The 23,766-nt window shown below is 47.5% G+C and carries 17 protein-coding genes; 3 read left to right on the top strand and 14 right to left on the bottom strand.

From position 1 onward, the window contains the following. Positions 1 to 4: 4 nt before the first annotated feature. Positions 5 to 700: a translesion DNA synthesis-associated protein ImuA gene (gene imuA, locus NH568_RS17955; RefSeq protein ID WP_253049473.1), complete on the bottom strand. Its 696-nt coding sequence runs from the start codon at positions 698 to 700 to the stop codon at positions 5 to 7. A gap of 208 nt (positions 701 to 908) precedes the next feature. Between imuA and NH568_RS17950 the strand changes: the two genes are divergently transcribed. Next, entirely contained in the window at positions 909 to 1,622 is a 714-nt protein-coding gene (locus NH568_RS17950; RefSeq protein ID WP_253049471.1) for an SOS response-associated peptidase family protein, read from the top strand. Positions 1,623 to 1,625: 3 nt separating this feature from the next. On the opposite strand, the gene NH568_RS24255 is transcribed toward NH568_RS17950, so the two are convergent. The 4 genes from NH568_RS24255 to NH568_RS17930 all read right to left on the bottom strand — a co-directional run bounded on the left by NH568_RS24255 (position 1,626) and on the right by NH568_RS17930 (position 5,138). Next, positions 1,626 to 3,935 (bottom strand): methyl-accepting chemotaxis protein, encoded by a 2,310-nt coding sequence (locus NH568_RS24255; RefSeq protein ID WP_253049469.1) that lies wholly within the window; start codon positions 3,933 to 3,935, stop codon positions 1,626 to 1,628. A gap of 449 nt (positions 3,936 to 4,384) precedes the next feature. Then, positions 4,385 to 4,531 carry a hypothetical protein gene (locus NH568_RS17940; RefSeq protein ID WP_253049467.1) on the bottom strand — a complete coding sequence of 49 codons (147 nt, stop codon included), beginning with the start codon at positions 4,529 to 4,531 and terminating at the stop codon, positions 4,385 to 4,387. A gap of 176 nt (positions 4,532 to 4,707) precedes the next feature. Next, positions 4,708 to 4,848: a hypothetical protein gene (locus tag NH568_RS17935; RefSeq protein ID WP_253049465.1), complete on the bottom strand. Its 141-nt coding sequence runs from the start codon at positions 4,846 to 4,848 to the stop codon at positions 4,708 to 4,710. A gap of 137 nt (positions 4,849 to 4,985) precedes the next feature. Continuing rightward, positions 4,986 to 5,138, bottom strand: coding sequence for a hypothetical protein (locus NH568_RS17930; protein ID WP_253049463.1), 153 nt, complete (start codon positions 5,136 to 5,138; stop codon positions 4,986 to 4,988). 468 nt (positions 5,139 to 5,606) lie between these two features. On the opposite strand from NH568_RS17930, the gene NH568_RS17925 reads away from it, so the two are divergent. Next, positions 5,607 to 7,319: an alkaline phosphatase D family protein gene (locus NH568_RS17925; protein ID WP_253049461.1), complete on the top strand. Its 1,713-nt coding sequence runs from the start codon at positions 5,607 to 5,609 to the stop codon at positions 7,317 to 7,319. 78 nt (positions 7,320 to 7,397) lie between these two features. On the opposite strand, the gene NH568_RS17920 is transcribed toward NH568_RS17925, so the two are convergent. The 5 genes from NH568_RS17920 to hrpB all read right to left on the bottom strand — a co-directional run bounded on the left by NH568_RS17920 (position 7,398) and on the right by hrpB (position 13,138). Continuing rightward, complete coding sequence (locus NH568_RS17920; RefSeq protein ID WP_253049459.1) at positions 7,398 to 7,739, bottom strand: hypothetical protein; 342 nt, start codon at positions 7,737 to 7,739, stop codon at positions 7,398 to 7,400. A 1-nt stretch (position 7,740) separates the two neighbouring features. Beyond that, the gene (locus tag NH568_RS17915; protein ID WP_253049457.1) at positions 7,741 to 8,292 is read right to left on the bottom strand and encodes a hypothetical protein; all 552 of its coding nucleotides are present in this window, start codon (positions 8,290 to 8,292) and stop codon (positions 7,741 to 7,743) included. A gap of 25 nt (positions 8,293 to 8,317) precedes the next feature. Beyond that, on the bottom strand, positions 8,318 to 8,497 hold the full coding sequence (locus NH568_RS17910) for a hypothetical protein (protein WP_253049455.1): 180 nt from the start codon (positions 8,495 to 8,497) through the stop codon (positions 8,318 to 8,320). Between the two features lie 310 nt (positions 8,498 to 8,807). Next, positions 8,808 to 10,466: a sensor domain-containing diguanylate cyclase gene (locus tag NH568_RS24250; RefSeq protein ID WP_253049453.1), complete on the bottom strand. Its 1,659-nt coding sequence runs from the start codon at positions 10,464 to 10,466 to the stop codon at positions 8,808 to 8,810. Between the two features lie 236 nt (positions 10,467 to 10,702). Then, on the bottom strand, positions 10,703 to 13,138 hold the full coding sequence (gene hrpB / locus NH568_RS17900) for an ATP-dependent helicase HrpB (protein ID WP_253049566.1): 2,436 nt from the start codon (positions 13,136 to 13,138) through the stop codon (positions 10,703 to 10,705). Between the two features lie 296 nt (positions 13,139 to 13,434). On the opposite strand from hrpB, the gene NH568_RS17895 reads away from it, so the two are divergent. Then, on the top strand, positions 13,435 to 13,986 hold the full coding sequence (locus NH568_RS17895) for a metal-dependent hydrolase (protein ID WP_253049451.1): 552 nt from the start codon (positions 13,435 to 13,437) through the stop codon (positions 13,984 to 13,986). 96 nt (positions 13,987 to 14,082) lie between these two features. Here the strand turns inward: NH568_RS17895 and NH568_RS17890 are convergent, their stop codons facing one another. From NH568_RS17890 to NH568_RS17875, 4 genes are all read right to left on the bottom strand, one after another. Beyond that, a complete protein-coding gene (locus NH568_RS17890) occupies positions 14,083 to 15,012 on the bottom strand; it encodes a diguanylate cyclase (RefSeq protein WP_253049449.1) in 930 nt (309 codons plus the stop codon). Positions 15,013 to 15,116: 104 nt separating this feature from the next. Then, entirely contained in the window at positions 15,117 to 17,846 is a 2,730-nt protein-coding gene (locus tag NH568_RS17885) for a CHASE domain-containing protein (protein WP_253049447.1), read from the bottom strand. A gap of 69 nt (positions 17,847 to 17,915) precedes the next feature. Beyond that, entirely contained in the window at positions 17,916 to 21,404 is a 3,489-nt protein-coding gene (locus NH568_RS17880) for an ATP-binding protein (RefSeq protein ID WP_253049445.1), read from the bottom strand. 211 nt (positions 21,405 to 21,615) lie between these two features. Beyond that, positions 21,616 to 23,742: an EAL domain-containing protein gene (locus NH568_RS17875; RefSeq protein ID WP_253049443.1), complete on the bottom strand. Its 2,127-nt coding sequence runs from the start codon at positions 23,740 to 23,742 to the stop codon at positions 21,616 to 21,618. Positions 23,743 to 23,766: the final 24 nt, after the last annotated feature.

Below are 23,766 nucleotides of genomic sequence, written 5' to 3'. Positions count from 1 at the left end.
ACTACTACCTGCCTGTAGAGTACTGCGGTGCAACTTCTGGCACTTCCTTGCTCTGAGTATGAAATTGTTCGGTCAGCTCAGGCCAGAGCAGTGACATATCCAGTGCAAATTGGGACTGAGCCCAGCCGCCTTTGCGCTTTTTAACTGTGATACTCAAACCTTTGATATGTGGGTTAAGTCCCAGACTTAAAGACACAGGCAAGGTCCCCTCACCGTGGTGCTCACGACGTAAAAGGTACAGACACGCCTCACCAGTCTGGGCTGCCAGTTGCAGGCGCTTGACCTGATGCACCTGTAGCGCTCCATGCCATACTAAGACACTGTTGCAGGCGCCACTTTTCAGGCACTGCTCAGCGGCCCATAGTGCTTCTTGCGGGCACTCCGGGGTGATTTCCAGTAACTTGCTGGTGTCCACTCCGATACGCTGCAAAGCATCGGCGTTCAGGCGAGCCGGCGGATTAATGACCGCCGTTAAGCCACTTTGTTGCATCAGGCTAGGCAATAACAATCTCAGCTCACCAATGCCCAGCTCAGTATGCAAATCCACGACGCCGATTTTAGGAAAGCCACCCTGTAAGTGTTTATCCAGCTCTGTATATCCTGTCGCCATGAGTTCTTTCCTGTGTTGCTGACGTCCAATAAGCCCTGAGCCCTGCCAAACCAAATCCTGACGCTGTAATCGTTCAATTAAATTGCTCATAACACACCTCAACCTGTATATTTATACAGTATAATTACTGTTGAACAAAGTGCAAGCATGCTGTGTGTATCTCGCTGCAGGCAGACCCACTAAAAAGCACAGAGAGTACATAACGGTTAATCCAGATCAAGCAGTGGCAACCAGAGTCAGTTAAAGTAACAGAGACAACAGGAGTCAGTTAAAGTAACAGAGACAACAGGAGCGTATTATGTGTGGACGATTAAATATCACCGATGATCCCTTTGTGATCGAGATATTAGAAGGGCTGGGCATTGCGAACCCGAGAGAAAACATGCACTTTAGCCGCTTTAAAAAAGCAGCGGACAACATCAGTATTGTGCATGAAGAAAATGGTCAGCGGCAACTCAGTAGCGCAACCTGGTGGCTGTTGCTAGATCCAAAGCCGGGGCAAGGTTTTAAACCGTCCAAATACACGTCATTTAACAGTCGCTATGACAAACTTCACGTTAAAGGCAGCGCTGCCTATCTGCCATTTCACTACAGCCGCTGTATTATCGTGGTAAAAGGCTTTGGCGAAACCCTTTTCACCAAGAGCAAACCACAGCATTATTATGATTTTATCGCCCCTGATGGCGCATTATGCTTAGGTGGGTTATATAAAGTGTGGCACCACCCGGACAATGGGCAAAAACACTACTCCTGCTCAGTGATCACCCTGCCTGCACACCCTAAACTACGCCGTTACCACGACAAAGCCAGCCCTTTGATTTTGCCACCTTCGCCTGCCGAGCTCAACGCCTGGCTAGACAGCACACAGCACAATGGCGGTGGCTTTACTCATTTACTGATCCCACATTTATATCAGCGTCTGGCAGTCTTCCAGATAGACAAACCCAGTAGTTACAACCCGCTGGGAGAGGTGGCTTATATCGCCAAAGATCCTCTTCGCAACAGACAGTAAAAATCATACCTGATAACGTGCCAGAATATCGTCCAGCTGAACGGCAAGCTTCGCCAGATGCTGTGATCGGTCGTCAATATCCTGGCTACGCCCCAGATTGCCATTAGCCTCCTCACTAATGGCACTGATGGCCTGACTGATCTGTGCCACAACCGCCGATTGCTCTTCTGCTGCCGTCGCAACCTGAGTATTCATCGCCACAATCTGCTCAATGGCATCAGACACATCGATCAACGAGTCTTTTGCCCGCTCAGAAGTTTCTGCATTATCAACAGAGCGCTCACGACTTTGCTGCACGGACTGACGAGCTTCGCCCACTCCGCTTTGCAACGCCTTAATCATCTGCTCAATTTCTTCGGTTGCCTGCTGAGTGCGCTGCGCCAGCCCCCGTACTTCATCTGCTACCACAGCAAAACCTCGCCCGGATTCACCAGCCCGAGCGGCCTCAATGGCCGCATTCAGCGCCAGTAAGTTAGTTTGCTCTGCTATGGACTGGATCACATCCAGCACACTTCCTATCTGTTCGCTTTGAGACGACAAGCCATTCATCACATCCCCGACCTTGTCCATTTCTTCAGCCAGCTGCTCTGAGACCTCAGCGCAATGCTCCACTAGTTGATTAGTTTGGCTGGTCAAAGAACTCACCTGGTGGGTCTGCTCTGAAGTATTGAGTGCGCTGCTGGCCACCTCCTGTACCGTATATTGCATTTGTTGTCCGGCCGTAGCCGACTGCTCACAATCCTGCGATTGCTTATTGACACCATCAATGAGGCCTGCCACGCGATCAGAGAGCGCCACTGACATTTCCTTGAGTGTATGAGCGCTGTGTAGCAAGTCAGCGAAGTTATGCTGCAACCGCTCAACCAAGCTATTCACTGAACGACTTAAGTCACGGATTTCATCATCTCCTTCATCGGGTGCACGCAGTCTGAAGTCGTTATTATCGGCAATGCCACGGATCGCCTTACTGGCAGCAATGACTGGTCGTGTAACACGATTCGCCACATAGAAACCAACCAAACTTGCAATGATCGCAGCCACAGAAACGAACAAAACAGAGGAGCTAAGCACGGAATACTTCAGCTCAGAAATCATTGCAAATGCTTCACTTTCATCGATTTCACTCACAATCGCCCAATGTAATCCGTCAATATCCAACGGCGCATAGGCTGATGCCACAGGCACACTCCGATAGTCCGAAAAAATAGCAAAACCACTTTGCCCTGCCAGCGCAGCACGGGTGCCGGGAGAATCAATTTGGAGTGTACCTATGGTCGTGTGTTTCTGCTCAATATTATCAACCATGGTTTTATCAACCTTGAAGGTTCTGAGCTGCGCGATAAAGCCCCCCGGATCTTCGACAAAAAATCGACTGTTATTCAGCAACAGCTTGCGCTGATTGACCAGATACACCTCACCACTGTCTCCCAGCCCCTGAGCACGCCACTGTCCATCCAGCGTCAACATACGATTAATCTCATCAACAGGTAACTGAAATATCAAAGTACCAAGTAGCGTGCCATCATCAGCCAGAATCGCGGAACTAACAAAGCCAGCAGCAGCATTGTAAGAAGGCAGATAGGGACTAAAATCCACAAAATGACCCTGGCGTACCTGTTGTGTACGAGCCGCCTCATAGGCCTTTGCCAAACCAGACTCCCGAAACGGCCCAGCGGTTAAGGAAGTGGCAAAGTCCAGTTCCTTAAATACGGAGTACACGACATCCCCTTGTGGGTTTGTAATAAACACATCGTAAAAGCCAAAACGCGCCTGAAACTCTCGTAAAGCTTTATGATAGCGTCGATGTACCGCACTATAGGTACTATTGTCACCCGCATCCAGAAGCTGATCTTTACTGCCTAACGGGTTGGGGTTAGCTGCGATATAGTGGGTTTGTAAAGCCCGGGCCGTGGGGCTCAAACCTGCGAGCAGCCGACTCATACTCAGGCTATCTCCGCGATTTTTTTGCTCGTATTGGTGGAGAAACTGGGTACTATAATAACGACTCAGAGCGGGACCTTCATCCGAGGTTGCAAGTGGGTAACTTGTAAATGCCTGGGAAAAAGCCCGACTGGCGTCTATCACCATGGTGGATCCTGCCAGGGTCACGACCTGATCAGAAATCGTTTTAAAATAGCGTTCAACCTGAGTTTGCATCGCGTTGCGACGCGATACCAGGTTATTTTCAATTTCTTTTGTTACGGCGGCCTTTCCTTCCTGATATGCCAGCAAGCCGATAACAAAGCAGGTGATAAGTAAGGGAATTACAGCAAGCAGAACAGCAACGATACTCAAACGGTTTTTTAATTGCACGTAAACTCCTACAGCACAAAGCAGCTCAGTTCCAGGCTGGGGGAACCGGCAAAATGTATACCACAGCCAACCCTGATGTAACCCCTGTATAGCAAGCAGGCGCTTTAACAACATCAGAAGTGGCACATACACCATGTCAGACTATAGCCAGACCCTGCCTTAGTGAAAAGGCTGTCATAACTAGCGCATCCTTGACATGAATTAGTTATTAAAATTAATTTGATGCATGAACTAACCTACACCTTTTAATACTTTGATACTAGTAATAAAAGATTGGTTTTTGATGTCAATCAGGTATGACCAATGAGGGCGAGCTAAGTTGAGGTGTTAACATGGAAGCGGAATAAAAATCGGGCCACATCTGTGGCCCGATTAAAAAGTGTCAAGAGACTTTCTTTACATACTCAGGCTCAAAACATGAGCCGAGCAAAAAGTCACCATTCAGCTGATTACCAAGGCTGACAAGGTACTTCTCTGCAGCCACTCAAAGCTGAAGTTGCTATGCCGCCGCCTGCAATTTTCATTGTCTCTTTAGCATTGATATTCATGTTGTCATTCAGATTTTTAAGTTTTTGTTTTTTCACTGCTAGTTTCATAACGAGTTTCCTTCTGTTTAAATAAATCGGATATACCAACTAAAATAAGCGGTCATTTACTTCGAATACACACTATAGTCAAAGCTTAAGGTTACAAAGCACCAAAACACGCAAATTCTCATTATGGTACAAACGAGTTGGGTCTGATGTTGATAAGGTACTATTCAATAATAAACTTAGTGACGCTTGCAGCCTTCTTCGTAACATCCAGTTTGTGTAGTCCAGCCACCGCCAGCAATACGCTTAGTTTCCTTAAGGGCTAGTTGCTCTTGTTGATTTAGGTTTTTTAGATTTTGTTTTTTTAAAGATAAGTTCATCTTAATTTCCTTTTACGTGACTCTTATTAACCTAAACCAATGAAACACATAAAGTAAAAACTTGTCAAATATTTTAATAATAAAAAACGGGCCATATTAAAAACACTTCAAAGCCCGTTTAATACAACACTAAATAATTACATTTCCGGGATAATACCACATCCGCTTACACAGCCAGTACAAGGCTTAACCGGCGCACCACCAGCAACCTGGGGTGTTAACTCTTTCGCAAATGGTTTGGCATTATTAGACAGGGTCGTAAGATTCTTTTTGTTTAGTTTAAGTTTCATTTAAATCATCCTTATTTGGTAAAAATAACACTGAAAAGTAATAGACAATAAGACTAAATCAGCAGGAATAAATTACCCAACAAAAACAAAATTAGCAATGAAAATATTCATAAAAATAGATTTAAAACAAATGAGAAACCATTGCAACATAATAGATACAAAAAATAAGGTCATATGAATTATTCCCTCATTACACATACGGCATTAATTAACTTTCAACATCAAACTAACAAGAAAACACAACAATAAAACGCACAAAGCATCAAAACATGATTTTGACATAAAGTTGAAAGCATTTTTTCACATCTCGTCTCTAAAATGGCGCCTTTCTCAGCAGGAAGAGAACTACCCGAGCACCAATACACTGCAATTAGCAAAGGCAATCTGGGTTGAATTAACAAAGGAAATACAAACAGAACGTGCGAGCACAAACGTGTCGCGCTGCTTACGTTAATACCAGGTAAAATAATGAAAAAAATACGCTTATTACTTAGCATCAGCGCTGCACTCAGCAGTTTCCACTCTCTTGGTGCTCCTGAGGTGCATTACGACCAATGTCAGAGTACCTTTAGCTATCTGGGTGCCAGCTATCAGGGTACCACAGATAAAAATAACTCAGGCAGCCAATGGTGTTACCTGAAGCAAGCCATTGATGGATCCAGCTGGGGTAATGTCAGAGTTGAGACCATTCCAGCGTTTACCACAGTCACAGGCAAAAGCTGTAACCTTCCCTCCAACTATCAGGGAGAGCAATTTTATGGTTGTACAACACGCAATCATAGTGCCCCCTGGTGCTATATTGATGAACAAGGTAGCTGGGAAGAGTGTGCCACCGAAGAACCTGAACCACTCATGAGCCACACCCACCCTCAGCAGAACAAACGCCTTGATCGGGTTGCGCTGGGCTCTTGCTTTAAAACACAGGGCGATATGCCTGAAGCGCTGGCACGCCTGATAGGACACAAACCCGATTTATTCTTCTGGCTGGGCGACAATATCTATGCCGACACCACAGATATGAATACCATGAGGCAGAAATATGATGATAAGAAACGCAATATTGAATATCAAAAGTTTCTGGCTGCCGGGATCCCGGTCATGGCGACCTGGGACGACCACGACTTTGGTCGCAATAATGATGGCAAACACTACCCTAAACGTGCACAAAGCCAGCTCGAATACTTAAGACACTTTGATGCGCCGGAAGATGATCCCAGACTAAATGGCCGGGCGGGCATTTACGAAGCCAAAATGCTGGGACAGAAAGGCGAGCAAACCCACGTCATAACACTGGACGCGCGATATTTCCGCTCTCCCACCTTTTCTAATTATGGCGCATGTGAAGGCGACGCCACGACGATACTTGGTGAGCAACAGTGGCAATGGCTGGAACAGGAACTCAACAAGCCCTCTGAAATAAAGCTCATTGCCAGCGGGATCCAAGTCCTACCTCCCTTATATCAGGGTCGCAGTCGTAACAGTTACTGTGCATATGGTGATGGTAAAAAGTTTGAGCAAGCGCTGAGTAACCTGCAAGAATCAGAGATGTCAGGCACCAGCTATGAGTCCTGGGCAGAAGTTCCTCTGGAGCGAGAACGTCTGTTACGGCTAGTACAAAAATCGATCAACGCAGGCAATTCAAAGGCCGTGATTTTCTTATCCGGCGACCAGCATTGGGGTGAACTACTACAAAAAGATATCCCCGCCAGTACAGAGCACGGTAAAATGGCCAGAGTCTATGAGGTAACAGCTTCCGGGTTTGGTCAAAACTGGCCCTATCATATTGAGAACCCGCTGCGCTTGCCTGTATACGCAGATACCAAAGGAGATGGCAACTATACCAAGCAATGTAAGTTTCCAGCCAAGTACGCTGCCGTGACCTATCAGGGTTGTATTACCCGGGACCATGATAAGCCCTGGTGCTACACCGAGGTAGACGAAAATGGCAATGGCATAAAAGGTGAATGGGGTAACTGTGCGGCCAGTGGTGCGACGATTCCAACCGGCCAGGTTGGTGTAGTCAGCAAAGATATCGCGGACCTGACTACCAGCAATCGTCACCTGATCAACAAATCTGGCAGTAACTACGGCATGCTAGATATAGACTGGCAAAAACGCACCATTAAGTTGTCGATAGAAACTGCGAAAGAAGAAGCCGTGTCGACAATCATTAATTTCTAAACATGTACAACACAACCCATATGCTGACCTGATGAGCACAGGTCGGCATTGTCTATAAAACCCTATTATCGTTATGGACTACTTGACGATCTTGAGGCCCTGCCTCAATACTGAAGAAGACACCGGCATAGCGTTATCTGCCGCCCTGATACGAAAGGCCCGGGCTCGGTCATGTGCACTGCGAACCGCATCACATTGTGCGATAATATCTTCTTCATCCAGTGCCTCACCTAAATCCATAACGATCCGATACGCTGATTCGTACAATTCTTGTTTAGCATCTTCTTCAGCACGAAAGCGCATAAAGAAACTTTGCACTTTCTGCTCGGGTCCATGTAATTGAGTGCCCTGGATACACGCCCCTATCATAATCGCAAGCAATAAAATGAGCGCAAAAAATGTTAATGTTAACAACAGCATTTTATGCCTCCTGCCTTATCCGGGATTCCATAAACTTATAGAATGGATACTTGGCAACAATTAACCAGATCATAATATTAGCGCAAACGGTTATTGGACCATAAAACGCATAAATTGCATTGCTTTCAAGAAAGCCTCTTAATACCAATTGTAATGCATTCAACAGAACCAATAAAAACGTAATATATAATGTATAGCGCGCGGCTTGTGTGAACAAACAACCTCGGATCAAGTGCACAATATACAGAGTAACCGCATAAGAAACCCCACAACACACCAAGGTGAAGTAATATATCTGAATCTTTATCTGCAAATCGATTTCCAAAGCAAGGATAAATGATGCCAGTTGGCCGCTTGTTATGTTGAAAATCAAACAAGTCAAAGCAGTCAGGAAACATGAATGAAGTTTATGATCTGAGATAGTTTTAAGACTCGCTTTACCACCAAACAGCAGGTTGAATCTATATTGCTTGAAGTAATACAACAAATATATAACAACCATCAGCTGTAAACAGCGTAACGTCCATCCGGTTACTACATAAAACTCACTCATGTTTTGTCCTTTCTAAAGCTCCACACTAGCAGTATTGCGATGATAAAATATCCTGCTGCCAGTCTCTGGGTTGGTCACCATCAGAAGTTATGCCCCCAAACACCTCAGCAAGTTGTTTTTGCGACAAGCTGTAACCGTTTAACTGCTTTAGTTTCTTTGTTTTCACACTTAAACGACGAACGTTTTGTTTAGTAGTAGCTTTCATGGGCTTTTCCCTTTCATTTCTTTTTGGATAGAGCAATCTCAGCCACCTGCTGCAATCATGTTAAACAAGCAAACTCTAACATTCAACTTAAAATTAACATAGATTTAACCAAAAGCAGTGTGACCATACGCATTTAGCAGGTAAGTCTAAAGTTAAGTTACCATGAAAATATTTATATTAAAGGCGTTGTAAAAAAATACAATGCACTAAAACGCAATTTAGGAACCCGGTGCCGGACATTTATGACGTCCGCGGAAGGAGTTACATATCAGGTCTTTCGGATGATGCTACAAAAAAGATAGTTTTAGAGTTAAGCGTGAAGCTCCCCTTGGTAAATGCGCACTTGGTTACGACCTGCGCGTTTTGCATCATAAAGCGCTTCATCCGCCTGTTTTAAAAGTATTTTTCCACTATCCATACCGGGTTGGTAAAATGCCACACCAAAACTGGCTGAAATGGTAAACAAGGTATCTTTTGCGGTAAAGTTTAGTTCAGTCAGATCGCAACGCAGACGTTCCAGATAAACAATCACTTTGTCCTGCTCACATTCAGGGATCAAAATACAGAACTCTTCGCCACCAATACGCGCGACCAAATCAGAGCTGCGGCTCGACGCCAATAAAAACCGTGCAACCTCTTTAAGCACTTCATCACCCATATCATGACCCCATTGGTCATTGATCTGCTTAAAATAGTCAATATCGAGCAAAACCAGTGCAAACAAACACCCGTAACGGGATGAACGATCCAGTTCCTGCTCGAAACGCAATGTAAAAAAACGTCGGTTAAACAGGTTCGTCAATGGATCCTGGTTGGCAGTCTTTTCCAGCAAAGCATTCGCCTTAGTGAGCTCCGCCGTACGTTCATCAATTTTGTCTTGCAGGTTATCATTCAGTGCCCTGAGCGTGCGCATCATATAGCTAAAGTGGGCAGTCAGCTCACGAACCTCTTGCCAGCCACGCGTGACCCTTGGAGGATCGCTCAGCTCCCCCTCATGGGTTACTTTTTCGATATAGGATTTGAGGTTCTCAATGGGCTGAGAAATGTAAATCGACAACCCAATACCCACAATCACAGCCATTAACACAATACCCAGCTCAGCAGCGTAGATAACCGTTCGATTGGCATAGACCATGGCATTCACTTCGCTTTCATCCATTTTGGCCACCAGTCCCCAGCCCAACTGTTCGATGTAACGAGTTGATGCGAGCACAGGGACGCCACGATAGTCAGGGGACTGCTCCAGGGCGAGTTCATTACCAGACAAGGCTTGTATGATGGGCACAGTGCCTTCGGTAAAGGAGACTGTACGCGCGAACGCGGCTTTAGGGTCGTACTTGAGAGGCGTCGCAAACAGGGCATCACCATTGCTGTCCTGCATAGCAATAAGCCATTCCCCAGTCTGACCCAAACCGGTTCGGTCTCTGACAAGTTGATTAAGAAATTGAGTCGAAAAATTCACCTTAACATAGCCTACCAGCCGTCCGTCTAACAACAAAGGCGCCACACGGCTTAACTGCACCCGCCCATTATGCTGTTCCAGACGTATGGGACGATCTTCAAATTGTGCAGCTGCCAGGCTATCGAGCTTTTCAAACCCATTGGTTGCAGTAACAAACTGCCCCTGACTATCAAACACGCCTATGCTCTTAAGGTAAGACCTATCTATAGCGGCATCATTAATGATCCGAGTGATTTGAGCCTGGTGCGGGGTTTCCTGCGTGTTATTCCACAACGCCAATGTTCGACGCAGCTGCGTTCTGCTGGCTATTTGCGCCACATTGTCGTTTGCGCGTTCTACGCCAGCAAGGATCCGCAGTTTGGCGATTTGTGAAATCGCACTCAGATTAGACTTAACCTGCTCCCGATACTGCACGCCCGTATAACTGTTGAGAGAGTACAGTCCAATAAACAGGGGTAATGCCGTCACTACGATAAAGGTTGCGATAAGCAGGTGTTTTAATTTCACATGCGCCCGAGACACTGTGTGATAGATCTATTCAGAATAGCACAAGCCCAAAACATTGCGAAAATCACAACAATACAAGCTGTGATTCAACCATCATTGGTTTAAGTAATATGGCGACGGGAAGCAACCCCAATACACACCGAAACAGCGACACTTACTGATGGCAAAAGCGTCGTACTTACCCCCGGTACGCGATGAATTAAAGCTGCTTTTGAAATTAACCCACCAGCCTGGAATCACATACGGCTCTTAACCCGATTCGTTGCCTGAGCCGTTGCCGGATCATCTGGCCAAAAGTGCTTGGGATAGCGCCCCTTCATCTCTTTTTGTACTTCACGGTAACTGGACTGCCAGAAATGCGCCAGGTCCTGAGTCAGTTGCAACGGGCGCTGCGCCGGAGACAGGAGTTCCATCAGTACCGGCAGACGACCCTCACATAATACCGGGCTATGACTCATTCCATAGACTTCCTGCATTCGCACCGATAAACGGGCCGGACCATCAAGCTGGTAGTGAATACGTATATTTGATCCGCTTGGTACAGTAACTCGCTGAGGTAATAACGCATTCAGACGCTGCTGTTGCGACCACTCCAGATTGCTTAACAAGGCAGCGTGTAAATCAAGCTTTTTTAACTGGGGAAGTTGTTTCACATCGTTCAGATAGGGCGCAAGCCAAACATCCACCTTTGCCAGCAAGCTGGCTTCATCAATCGCCTGAAACTCCTGAGGGTATAACGCTTGTACTAACGCCATCCGGGTCAATAAGTCTTCACAGTCCGCATAGTCTTTAAACATCGGCAGACCTTGCTGGCGAACCAGAGTCAGCCAGACCTCAGTTCGCAACTCAGTGTCTATCGGGCCCGACGCAGGCTTTGCGGTATAGATCCAGTGTCCCAGATACAGTCGCTGCTCATGTACAAACTGCCCTGATTTTTGCTCAAACTCACATACATCACGTTCACAAAACAAATGAGGCAAGGCATTTTGTACATGCCCGGGCTCGAAAGCTGTCGCGCTAAATATCTGCTGACCTTTATGTCCGCCTAAATCGGCAATAGCCAGGTAGTTGGCATCCTGCCAATATTCCTTGTGCGCACTCACACCGGCACCATTTGCCAGTACCCAGCCCTGCCCACGACGTTTTGCCAGGCGGTCCGGAAACGCCAGCGCAACCACCAGCGGCAAATGCTCCATCGCCAGTTCACCAGTTCTATGCTGTAACTGTGCGCGGCGTAACCAGAATAATAGTTGCTGGCGAAACGCAGGGTGAGGGCGAGACGCTTGCTGCTGCAGGGCAACGCTGAGTTCAGCGGATGCCGATATCCGGCTCTCTAATAACGCAACAAAATAACAGCCAAGCTCTACAATACCCGGATATTCAGCTTCCAACTCTTGTGACTTTAATAACATATGCCCGAAGCGAGGATCCGTACCCAGCGACTGGACCTGTTTGCCTAATGGCGTAACCCGTCCACGATCATCTATCAGCTCCAGAGCGCTTAACAGCTCATTTGCCTTTGCAAGCTGCGCATCTGTGGGCATATCCAGTAACGCCAGTTCGTGAATTTCGCTACCCCACACTTTAGCTTCAAGCATCAGACCACTCAGATCACTGCACAGAATATCAGGCCGGTCATGGGTATCTCGACGTTCAAACAACGCCTTACTCCCCAACCGATAAACGACCCCGGCTTCAATACGCCCAGCCCGCCCCGCTCGCTGTATCGCAGAGCTGCGAGAAATAGACAGGGTTATCAGTTCACTTACGCCTGTGCGCAGGTTGTAATGCGCTGCCCGCCGCTTGCCGCTGTCTACGACAACGCGGATACCTTCTATCGTCAGTGAGGTTTCGGCTACATTGGTAGTAAGTACCACCTTACGCATTCCTTTAGGTGCAGGTGCAATGGCCGCCTGCTGAGTTTGCTTATCCTGCTCCCCGGATAATGTTGCTAACAACAGATGTGGTTCAGCAACAATCGTGTCCTGAAGTGCATCGGATACATATCGAATCTCTTTGTGCCCGGGTAAAAACACCAGTACACTACCAGTCTGATCACTGAGTGCCTGACGCACTATGGACGGGATTTGCTCTAGCCAGCGGCTTTCATCTTTAAGTGGGGTATATATCTCATCAATCGGAAAGCTACGTCCGTCGGAGCACACTGCCGGGCAATCCAGAAATTGCTGATATCGCTCACTATCCAGGGTCGCCGACATAACCAGTACACGCAGGTCGTCACGCAAAGCCTGTTGTGACTCCAGTGCAAATGCCAATGCCGTATCTGCTGCTAAAGAGCGCTCGTGAAACTCATCAAAGATAAGTAAATCGACCCCTTCCAACTCAGGATCTGCCTGAAGTAGGCGTGTTAACGTGCCTTCAGTCACAACTTCAAGCTGGGTACGTGCGGAGACTTTCACTTCCTGACGGATCCTGAGACCCACCCGCTCACCGACAGCCTCATTCAGTTGCGCAGCCAGAAAACGGGCAATATTACGTGCAGCCAGTCGCCTGGGTTCCAGCATTATGATGCGCTTAAAGTGTCCATCCAGCATCAGCTGCAATGGCAGCCAGGTCGACTTACCCGCGCCAGGTGGCGCTTGTAACAGGACTCGGGGTTGCGTAGTGAGTTGCGATAGCAGTTGATCATAAACGGCCTGGATAGGTAGCACTATACTCATTTTTATTGCTTTGTATAATCTAATATGGGGCTAGTTTACACTACCCCATTGGAAAAGTGACTCATTCAAAGCAAGTAGTCGTGCAGGCGCCCTCAGGTTTTGTATTATCTAAAACCGCAAAATTTATGTAGCTTTAATCTGGGTAACCCTCAGCAAAGCTCAGCGTTGGCCTGAAAAAGTGGACAGCTACTTGTTTGAATGGGATTATCCCTGCCATGTAACATGCTGCGTAATCTTAGTCCGACGCCGCGTTGCGAAATAGACAAACACAACCACCAGAGGAATACATGACACCGAGTGGGCACCTGATGATGAGCTGGCTATGCGGTGCCAGTACAGTCTCAACGAAGCGAGAACGGATACTTATCACTTTAGCGGGCTTGTCCCCTGATACAGATGGCATCGGCCTGCTGGCTGACTGGCTCACAGGCACAACGAGATTCTACCACCAGTGGCATCATGTTTTAGGCCATAACCTGCTGTTTGCGCTTAGTATCGCAACTTGTGCAAGTTTACTGGCTCGAACCCAAAAAATGTGTGTATGGTTGATGTCATTTTTCGCGGTCCATTTACACCTGCTCACCGATCTAACCGGTTCAAGAGGGCCGGATGGGTATCAATGGCCAATCCAGTACTTATATCCGTTCAATCAGACCGGATACACCTGGCAGGGCCAGTGGGCTCTGAATGCCTGGCAAAATCACCTTATTTGGTTATTCCTTGCATTGGCCTGTATCGGATACATACGACACAGTAATATTTCATTCTTTGAACTGTTCGGCTCAAAACTGGATGAGACCGCACGCACACTGTGCATCAGAGTATTGTCAAGAAAGTAACGGCTAGCCTTTTAGTAAGTGAACAAACCGCCTCTGCCATAACAAGCAAAGCATTAACTCTGCAAGCAGGTGAATAGTCAAAACTTGAAAGGTTTATTATGACGACACAGCCATACACGCCTGGTATTGGTTGCGGCCAGACTCTTTTGCGTTATACAGCGCGCTATCTGCCTGTTCAATCAGTTCGGCAGGCGTAGCAGCTTTGGTACTTCCTGTACACGACAAGCCCACACTCACAGTCACAAAATTGTGAGGAGAACACGGATGGACAATGGCCAGATCCACTATGCTTTGTACTACCTCAGATGCAAACTGTTGGGCACTGTGTATTGATGTATCTGGTAACAGTACCGCAATTTCCTCCCCCCCATAGCGACAAACCAAGTCTACGGGGCGCCGAGTACACTCAGATACTTGTCTGGTCACGCTTTTTAGTGCTTGATCCCCTTCCAGATGGCCCAGGCTGTCATTGAATTTCTTAAAGAAATCGATATCTATCAGCAACAAGGTCAAGGGCACGCGGCGCCGTAAGCTATCTTTTAACAGACGGTCAATTTCGATATCAAAAAAGCGACGGTTATACAACTCGGTCAGACCATCTACAAACGACTGGTTGGTCAGGATATCGGCCTGCACTTTATACTTGAGGTGGGTTGTAATACGTTTCACCAGCGTACTGGCAACGAGCGGTTTTTCAATGAAATCTACAGCGCCTGCATCCCAACATTTTTCCTGTACTTTTGGCTCCTGGCTTGAGGTGATAAAAAGCAGTGGAATATCGGCAAGTTCTGGTTGTGACTTGAGCGCTTTACATGCTTCAAGTCCTGACATGCCCTCTAAATTAATGTCCATAACAATTAAATCTGGCTTAATTTTATGACACACTTTTAACGCTGTCTCTGCACTTTCAAAGCTGACTGTACGACAAACTGGCTTTAGTATTCTGCTGATCAGCTTACGGACCAACTTTGAATCGTCGACCACCAATACCGTACAACTCTCGATACTGTGTACAATTTCAAACATCGAATTCCATCCCGTTTACCCCGGATTCTGCCATTCTCACCAACATTAAGACAGGTTAAACAGCCTGAGTTAATTAACGAGGATAACACTACAATCATAGCCTATTATACAGATTTCAACCGACCCAGCGCGTTATCTGGCAGCAAAGCACATTCAGTAATCACTTGCCACAACACTGTTTGCTCAATGGGCTTAGCAATGTAACCATCAAAACCTGCATGCTGATATTTTTGTCTGTCTTCGGTTAACACATTAGCAGTCAGTGCTATCACTGGCAATGTCGGATGTTGCTGTTTAATTAACTTACAGGCTTCAAGCCCATCCATCACAGGCATCTGAATATCCATCAGGACAAAATCAGGGCGCTGGCGTTTTACCTGAATGACCGCTTCCTGGCCATTTGCTGCCAGCACCACATCCGCGTTGCTTTTATCAAGCAAGGCACGGATCACCAGCTGGTTAATTTCGTTGTCCTCAGCCACCAAAACCCGAACACCAGACAGCTCAGGAAGTGCCACCAGCTCCTCTGAAAAACGCACCTGTGTATTGACACTTTTTTCCAACGGTAAAAATACCGTAAACACGCTACCCACGTTTTCCATACTTTGCACATCAATGCTGCCTGACATCAATTCAACCAAAGAGTGGGTAATAGACAAACCAAGACCCGTGCCACCGAATTTTCGGGTGGTTGATTTGTCGGCCTGCTCAAAGCGTTGAAACAAGCGCTCCAGCGCTTCTTTGCCAATGCCCACACCAGTATCGCGCACGCTAAATACCACGCCAGGCTCACCTTGTACTTCTTCAATTTCGAGATCTACACCACCGCGCTGTGTAAACTTAATGGCATTAGAAAGCAGATTAAGTAGTATCTGTCGGACCCTAACGGCGTCTCCCTCCCAATTAGCGTGCTCAAAGCTGCCCGTCACAGACAAGTAGATCCCTTTCTGAGAGGCCACCGCTTGCAAATCTGCCTGAATATGGCTAATCAACTCACTCAGGTTAAACGGCCGGACCTCTAACATCAGCTTGCCAGCCTCAATCTTTGAGAAATCCAGAATATCATTGATAATAGTGATCAAAGCTTTGGCTGAATAAGTCGCTTTTCCCAGGTATTCCTTCGCTCTGCTGGACAGGGGTTCTTCATTCAGTAGCTGTAAAGTGCCATACAAACCGTTCATGGGTGTGCGGATCTCATGGCTCATATTGGCCAAAAATTCAGACTTAGCCCGGGTCGCCTGCTCTGCCACTTGTTTGGCTTCTGCCAGGGCCTGTTCATGCTCCAGTTGTTCCGTCAGATCATACGCCACCCCCAGAAATCCCACCAGCTGACCTTGATTATCCTGTAACCGTGATACACTCAGCCGCACAGGTGTGAGTTGCGTACTCTTTTTAACATAGGTCCAGTTATTGATGTCATTTTTGCCAAGGCGCGCTTTCGCTACAAAAGCTTCAAAGCCTGACTCCACAGGATAACCCAACTCCTGTGATAGTTCTTCTGCACGTTGAACCACTTCCAGTTCCAGATGAAACACTGCGGGCGTGAGTTTGCCAATCATTTCCTCAGCTTTATAACCCAGCAGTTTCTCGGCCGCAGGGTTAAACACCGTAATGACTCCATCCACGTCGGTTGCCACCACCGAATAGGTTGCACTGTCTAAAATACTGCGCTGTAGTGCACCCACTTGTTCTATTTCAGCGGTTCGGGCCTGAACTTTTTGCTCTAATACGGCATTGGCTTCAGATAGCGCCCTCTCACGGGTTTCAGACAAGTCCAGTTGATGTGCTTTAGACTGATGTGCACGCAAGACCAGCAATTGCACACAAAATACCACCAGCATCAATGCCAGAGTGATCATGACCGCTTCGCGCAATGCCCGGTATGGGCTGGGTAACCCAAGTCCCTGAATGTAATCGGCCGTAGGGCTAAGTTCGAGTCGCCAGGTGCGACCGTACAACTGGATCACACTATGTCCCCGATACTGGCTGAGCTGTGCCTGTGCTTCGCCGCGGCTAAAAAACAAGGTACTGGCCTGGCGGTCTATGTCTTTGATCTTAGTTACCAGATTGCGTTTAATCCCGGTTAATGAACCCAGTACTTCATCAATTAATATTGGGCTGTAACTCCAGCCCGCAAGTTGCGACATGCGCTCTGCCGGGGTATCTGGTGCATCGCTTTGGGTATAAACCGGCATTAAAATCAAGAAGCCATGCTGTACTTTCTGATTGGCCTGCACCAGAGTGATGGGTGCCGTCAGCATTACTTCGGCACGCCTGGCGGCCTCAGTTGCCGCAACCCGGCGCATTGTTTCAGAGCCAATATCCAACCCTACAGCCTGTTGATTGCGCGATTCAGGTTCAATAAACTGGATCACATACAAACTTTGTTCGTGGGGCGTTAGCTGCTTGATATCAAATTGTTTATCAGGGCGCTGCTGTCTCGCATCCTGCACAAACACCGCTTTATTTTCAAAAGGCACAAACCGGATAAAACCAAACCCCCGGGCACCGGGAAACTCCCGTTCATGATAGCGACTGCCGGCATAACGCTGCATACGCGTGTAGTCAAAGTGCTCTACCCCCACAGTCTGAGTAGCACCGCGCAAGCCTGCCAGGCCATACCGATACAATGCCATCCGCTCTTGCACAGCCTGAGTAAGCTGTGTCAGGTCGGCTGTTACCGCCTCTCTTATCCTCGTATCAATACCTTGTAGGTGAGACTGGTGGCTATACCAGCCACCCAAGGTGCCCAACCCCATGACGAGCAATAAAGGCCAAAGCAGCTGCCACAGTGGCCTGCTGTTCTGTTGTGGTGCATTAAGTTGGTTTGTCACATTACTCGCCCTTAATCCGCCCTGCCATTGTTTTAAAGTACCAGGCACTTTGTCCTTTTTGTCGGGTCGCTAACTTTCATTGCTTTGTTTTGAAGCCGGTGACACATTAAACACGTCTTCTTGCAGCACCTGCTCCAGAGCCAGGTACTGAGCTTCAATGCTGTCGACCAGCGTGTCGTAATCGGCTCCATCTTCATGGCTGGCGCCTTCTTCCAGCTTAGCCAGTAACTGGGTCAGCCGCTGTGCTCCTATGTCTGCGCTTTGTCCGCGCAAGGCATGGCTGATCTGCTTAACCTGAGCATGATCTTGTTTTTTGCTGTGTTCCTTCAGAGATAACAATTTCTGGGGGGCTTTATTATAAAACAACATACAAATTTGCAGATATAGCTCAGAATCGCCTTGCAAACGTGCAATAGTACCATCCACCTCAAGCACTTTACCCGACAGTTCAGGCGCCTGCCCAGCCTCCTGAACTGGCACACTCTGCCCAGAGGGGCCAGATGAAGGCGTATTGGCGGGCTGATGTGATGAATAATATTCCTTTGCTGGCTGCTGGTAAGACTTAAACTTAGACAACACATCAAACAACAACTTGGGCTGTATGGGTTTAGTCACGTAGTCATCCATGCCCGCAGCCAGACACCGTTCGCGCTCTCCCGACATCGCATTGGCCGTCATCGCAATCACCGGGATATGACGAAAAGACTCACCCCCTTTTCCTTCCCTGATTAAACGCGTTGCCTGATAGCCATCCATTGTTGGCATATTGCAGTCCATTAAAACGGCAAATACAGGCTGGTTGTTCTTTTCGGCGTTTAATAGTGCGCTCAGTGCCTCATGGCCCGATTGGCAGGTCACAACCTGGGCATGGATCCCCTGCAGGATCCCCCGGGCGACTTCCCGGTTGATCTGATTATCATCTACAATCATCACCGTTGCCCCGCCCAAGTCGTTCTGCTCAGTACATTGTACGCTGGGTACCATGACCTGATGCTGATTTTTCAGCATCTTGGCAATCGCATCCTGGTCAAAGACCGACAAAAAAGCTCCCAAACGGATAGGTTTAACCAGTTTAGCCAGATACCCCTGTGTAACATTTTGATGGGTAAACTCGCTATACAACACTATGGTTCGTTCATACATAGGGGTATCGACCACATTCTGCATATGGGGGTGGTCATGATCAAGCACGACAAACTCACCATCGCGCTCCACCACAATACCGCCATATTTACCTATCATATGTGAAAGATAACTGTGCTCGCGGGCATCTCTTACATAAAGCTCGAAGCGCCGTCCACCCAGGGTATTTTCATGGGGCTTAGGCTTGGCTGAATCCAGCGCAAACGGCAGAGTAAAACAAAACTTGCTGCCAACGTTTTTCTGCGACTCAAAGCCAATTTCTCCGCCCATTAGTTCACAGAGATTTTTGCAAATCGACAGACCCAGCCCGGTGCCACCAAACTCCGCACTGACACCACTGTCTTCTTGCGTAAAAGCAGAGAAAATTTTATGGTGGTTGTGTTTATCTATCCCAACTCCAGTGTCCTCCACGGTCACCGTCAGGAACACTTTACCCTCTTCCTGCGTAGTCTGAGCACGTACGCAAACTCCCCCCTTGCTGGTGAACTTAATGGCATTGCTCACCAGGTTGAAGACGACTTGCTTAATCCGCCCGACATCTCCTGCCAGCTCAACAAAGTCAATATCTATTACGTCCACCACCAGGCTCAATTGCTTCTCATAGGCTTTTAGCGAAATGGAAGTGACAACATGCTCTACCACTGAAATAGGATTGAGCGGCTCTTGTTCGAGTTCCAGCTTACCGGCCTCGATTTTTGATAAGTCGAGAATATCGTTGATCAAAGAGGCCAGTGTCGACGAACTGGTTTCGGTCATTTCCAGATACGACAGCTGTTTTTTGGTGAGCGGTTCACGACGAATGAGGTTAAGCGTGCCCAAAATACCATTTAGTGGCGTGCGCATTTCATGGCTGATGGTAGAGATAAAGGCACTTTTAACCGCCGAGGCTTTTACCGCCTTGGCTTTTTCTGCTTCCAGCTCTGCCGTGCGCGCTTGTACCAAACGCTCCAAACTTTCGTTGGCACTTTTAACTTGCTGCTCGCTAAGCTTCTCTTTGGTTGTGTCGCGACCAAATAAGGTGATCCCAACCAGTTGGCTGTCGGGACCGCGCACAGGTGAAACGGTAAAATTTACATGCCGGATCTGGTCTTGTAACCTGTAGCTTTCGTACCAGTCTGTGTCTTTTGTGCCGTCTTCATTTTTGAAGAAAGACACAGCGTCCTGCAAACGATCCATGGGTAACTCAATTAAGTCGGTAATTTTGTGCTGCCGCTCGCTGGCTGCCAGACTGGGGAAAATCAGTAAAGACGCGCTGTTGTAGGTCTGCACATTCAACTGAGTATCAAAACTGATAATAGGCTCATCAGCCCCGTCAATAATAGACTCATAGACCGCCTTGTCTTCCTGATACTGCTCACGATTTCGATAAAAGAGTACAATGCCTCCCATAAACAACAGCAACACCAAGGTGACAACAGCCAGCAGCATATAGCTTGATAAGCGTCGCTCATTTAACAGCACCGCAGCCTGCTGCGGCAGGGCAATGGCGGTAATAAACATTTCGTGCCCAGGTCCCTGATAACCACTGTTTAACTCTCGCTGTATGGCAACCTGCATTGCCAAAGTGCCGTGTTTTGCCGCACCGTCAACCCGCCCTTTTGCCGTGCTGTGTAACCTAAAGTCGTCATCAAACAGACGTGGGTTGGCCAGATCCCGGGTGTAATGAAACACCGGCTCAGGGCCATAAATATAGTGCCCCTGATGATCGGTCAGATAATACTCTGCGGTGTCATCATTGAGCAACTCAATCAGCTGCCGGGCGCTGGAATTAAGTACCAATAAACCAAACAGATCGTTGTCTGCATCAAACAAAGGCATGGCGATACGCAGCACAGGGGTAAACGGACGCTGAACTTTGTTATTCTCAAAATTCAGCGAAATACGCGATGCAAAGTGCATTTCTTCGGACAGGTCCAGAGTTTCCTGAACATAATCTTTATTCGATTTATCCTGCAGTTTGGGTTCAGGGATCCGCTCTACCTTGCCACGCCGCCGGTCAACCCGAACAAACTCTTGCCCATCGGGCATAATGATCCGCAATTGCAGTAACTCGGAATTGTTATAAATAAGAGATCTAAAAATGGTGGCAATGCGCGTTTTCCATAGTTCAATGGGCTGGCTGTCCTGTGGATCAACGCCGTTGTTTTTCAATGCGCGGGCTATGCCCGGAAAAGGCGGGGTGTCTTTCAAAAAGTGTAGGTAGCTTAAATCAGCCCGATAGCGCCGCTCAAATTGTTCTGCAATATGCGCTGTATTCAGTTTGAGCTGGCTTTCCACTTCAAGCTGTACTTCGCGTTGCAGCTTGCGCTCAAAGAAAAACAACGCCAGTGCAATCAACAGAAGCAAAAACAGGCTGAACACACTTGCAAACCAACGCGTTTGCTTACCTTGTTTTGCCGACAGGATCCTGATCATAGTATGGCCTTTGCCCCTGTATACAGGGTGTTTTCTAATGTTTTTTTACTGATGTCAGCTTGGTCATAAGCCTGCACAGACTGGCCTTTGACCGAAAAAATAACTTTAAAAACAGTTGCTACACTCAAACTATAGTCTATGGTGCACACTTTACATGACTCCCGTAAAGACTTCTCACTTTTAGCTGAACCGTGTTTAGCCTTACCCGCTATCACCCTGGCTTGGCACCCGCTGCCAAATTGTGCTCAGCAAACTCATAGGCCGCCTGACTATCAAGTGGTCGGGCATATAGATATCCCTGTGCCACATCACAGTTCAGGCTGCTTAGTTCAGTCAGCTGCGGGTGCGTTTCGACCCCCTCTGCAACCAGCTTCAGGCCCAGTGCCTGAGCCAGCAAAACAATGGTTTGCACAATGCCAAGGCTCTGCTCGTCAGTGCTCATATCCATAATAAATGCCCTGTCTATCTTGAGCACATCAAGCGGAAACGATTTCAGATAAGATAAACTGGAATAGCCCGTACCAAAATCGTCTATGGCAATGCTGACCCCCATGTTCGACAGCGCCAACAACGTCCTTCGCGTCTGCTCAAAATCTTCAATCAGGGCACTTTCGGTGACCTCCAGTTCCAGCATCCTGCTCTGCACCTGGCTTGATTCCAGGCACTGAACAACATGCTCGATAAATTGTTCATCACGGACCTGCTGCGCAGAGACATTAACACTCACTTTAAGATCCCAGCTCAGTGTCACCAACTGGCTGGCAAATTCACAGCTTTTTTGCAGCACCTGATGACCCAAAGTATCAATCAGACCTATCTCCTCAGCGAGCGGGATAAACTCCAGTGGTGAAATCAAACCACCACTGCCATCTTTCAATCTTACCAACGCCTCAAAACCGCAAATTTTTCCCGAGGCTATCTCTACCTGAGGCTGAAACAGCACGATTAAGTTATCTTTTTCCAGGGCATCACGTAATTGCTGCTCCAGCTCATGGCGTTTCATCAGCTCTGCTTCAAGCTCTTGAGAAAAAAAGCACACAGTGTTCCGCCCCTGATTTTTTGCTCGGTACATGGCCACATCGGCATGACGCATCATGACCTCTTCCTCATTCGCATCCAGCTCCGTCATGCTCACGCCAATACTGACCGAAATCTGATATTCCTTTTGCTCCAGCATAAAAGGCTCTTTAAAGCTGGTAATCAGGTTGCTGGCGACCACAGCCACATAATTGACGGAGCGCACTTCTTCTAAGACCAACACAAATTCATCACCACCAACTCGTGCCAACGTTGCGTTTGGGTCAATCACCGACTCCAGCCGTTTTGCCACTTTCTTGATTAATTCATCGCCCAGAAAGTGGCCCAGCGCATCGTTAATGTATTTAAAATGGTCAAGATCTATGAGTAACAGCGCAGTGTAAGTGTCGGAGGCCTTGGAACAGGCAATGGCATGCTGCAACCTATCATGCAATAAAATACGATTAGGTAATCCGGTCAGCTGGTCGTTATTGGCCAGAAAGTTCATTTTAACTGCCATCGCCACCGATTCACTGACATCATGAAACACCATAATGGCCCCGATGATGGTATTGTCTTCATCGCGAATAGGGGCAGAAGAATCCTCAACCCTGTAAATTTGACCTTCGCGGCTGTGCAGCTGACAGTTGAGTGCCATCGCCACATTGCGTTTTTCTTCCAGTGCCATCACGGCGGGGTTAAAAGAGCGGCTTTGTGACGATGCATCACGCAAATCTAGAATATCCTCAATGTGCTTTCCTACTGCATAGCCCTCGGCGTAGCCGCTAAGGCGCTCGGCAATGGGGTTCATGTAGGTGATCACAGCCTGTGTGTCTGTCGCTATTACAGCATCGCCGATAGAATTGAGTGTCACTTTCAGGCGTTGCTTTTCCTGATAAAGCGCTTGCGAAATGCGCTCCAGATTTTGCTGATAGGCCAGCATAGCCAGCTGGTTATAGACCCGCATTCGGCAGGTTTTCAGGTCTATGGGTTTGGGAATATAATCGGCGCCCCCTTCAGTCAGCGACTTAAACTCGATTTCAGTGTCGTGGCTGGCGGTAATAAAAATAATGATATAATGCGCGGTGTCCGGGTCACTTTTGAGCAGACGGCAAATATCCACACCGTTATACTCGCCCATGTCGATATCAAGCAAGATCACATGCGGCTTTACTTCTTTTATCAGCGTCACCGCATAACTGGCTTCAGAAGTTGAAAACACCTCGCCTAAATCACTCACGGCTTTTTTGATGATCAGAATGCTGCTGGGATCATCGTCAACAATCAGTATTCTGGGGTTGTCCGGCAAATTAAGTATCACAAACTAGTCATCTATATTTCCCTT

Source organism: Pseudoalteromonas sp. XMcav2-N, from assembly GCF_024124545.1.
Classification (GTDB): Bacteria; Pseudomonadota; Gammaproteobacteria; order Enterobacterales; family Alteromonadaceae; genus Pseudoalteromonas.
The sequence above is the reverse complement of the archived record's forward strand: the minus strand, read 5'-3'. Positions and strand labels throughout refer to the sequence as shown.

Excerpts from the sequence above, each read along its gene's own strand:
- NH568_RS17950 (WP_253049471.1), top strand. The coding sequence starts at position 909 with ATGTGTGGACGATTAAATATCACCGATGATCCCTTTGTGATCGAGATA.
- NH568_RS17910 (WP_253049455.1), bottom strand. The coding sequence starts at position 8,497 with ATGAAAGCTACTACTAAACAAAACGTTCGTCGTTTAAGTGTGAAAACA.
- NH568_RS17890 (WP_253049449.1), bottom strand. The coding sequence starts at position 15,012 with ATGTTTGAAATTGTACACAGTATCGAGAGTTGTACGGTATTGGTGGTC.
- NH568_RS17915 (WP_253049457.1), bottom strand. The coding sequence starts at position 8,292 with ATGAGTGAGTTTTATGTAGTAACCGGATGGACGTTACGCTGTTTACAG.
- NH568_RS17880 (WP_253049445.1), bottom strand. The coding sequence starts at position 21,404 with ATGATCAGGATCCTGTCGGCAAAACAAGGTAAGCAAACGCGTTGGTTT.
- NH568_RS17930 (WP_253049463.1), bottom strand. The coding sequence starts at position 5,138 with ATGAAACTTAAACTAAACAAAAAGAATCTTACGACCCTGTCTAATAAT.
- NH568_RS17940 (WP_253049467.1), bottom strand. The coding sequence starts at position 4,531 with ATGAAACTAGCAGTGAAAAAACAAAAACTTAAAAATCTGAATGACAAC.
- NH568_RS17935 (WP_253049465.1), bottom strand. The coding sequence starts at position 4,848 with ATGAACTTATCTTTAAAAAAACAAAATCTAAAAAACCTAAATCAACAA.
- NH568_RS17895 (WP_253049451.1), top strand. The coding sequence starts at position 13,435 with ATGACACCGAGTGGGCACCTGATGATGAGCTGGCTATGCGGTGCCAGT.
- NH568_RS17925 (WP_253049461.1), top strand. The coding sequence starts at position 5,607 with ATGAAAAAAATACGCTTATTACTTAGCATCAGCGCTGCACTCAGCAGT.
- imuA (WP_253049473.1), bottom strand. The coding sequence starts at position 700 with ATGAGCAATTTAATTGAACGATTACAGCGTCAGGATTTGGTTTGGCAG.
- NH568_RS17920 (WP_253049459.1), bottom strand. The coding sequence starts at position 7,739 with ATGCTGTTGTTAACATTAACATTTTTTGCGCTCATTTTATTGCTTGCG.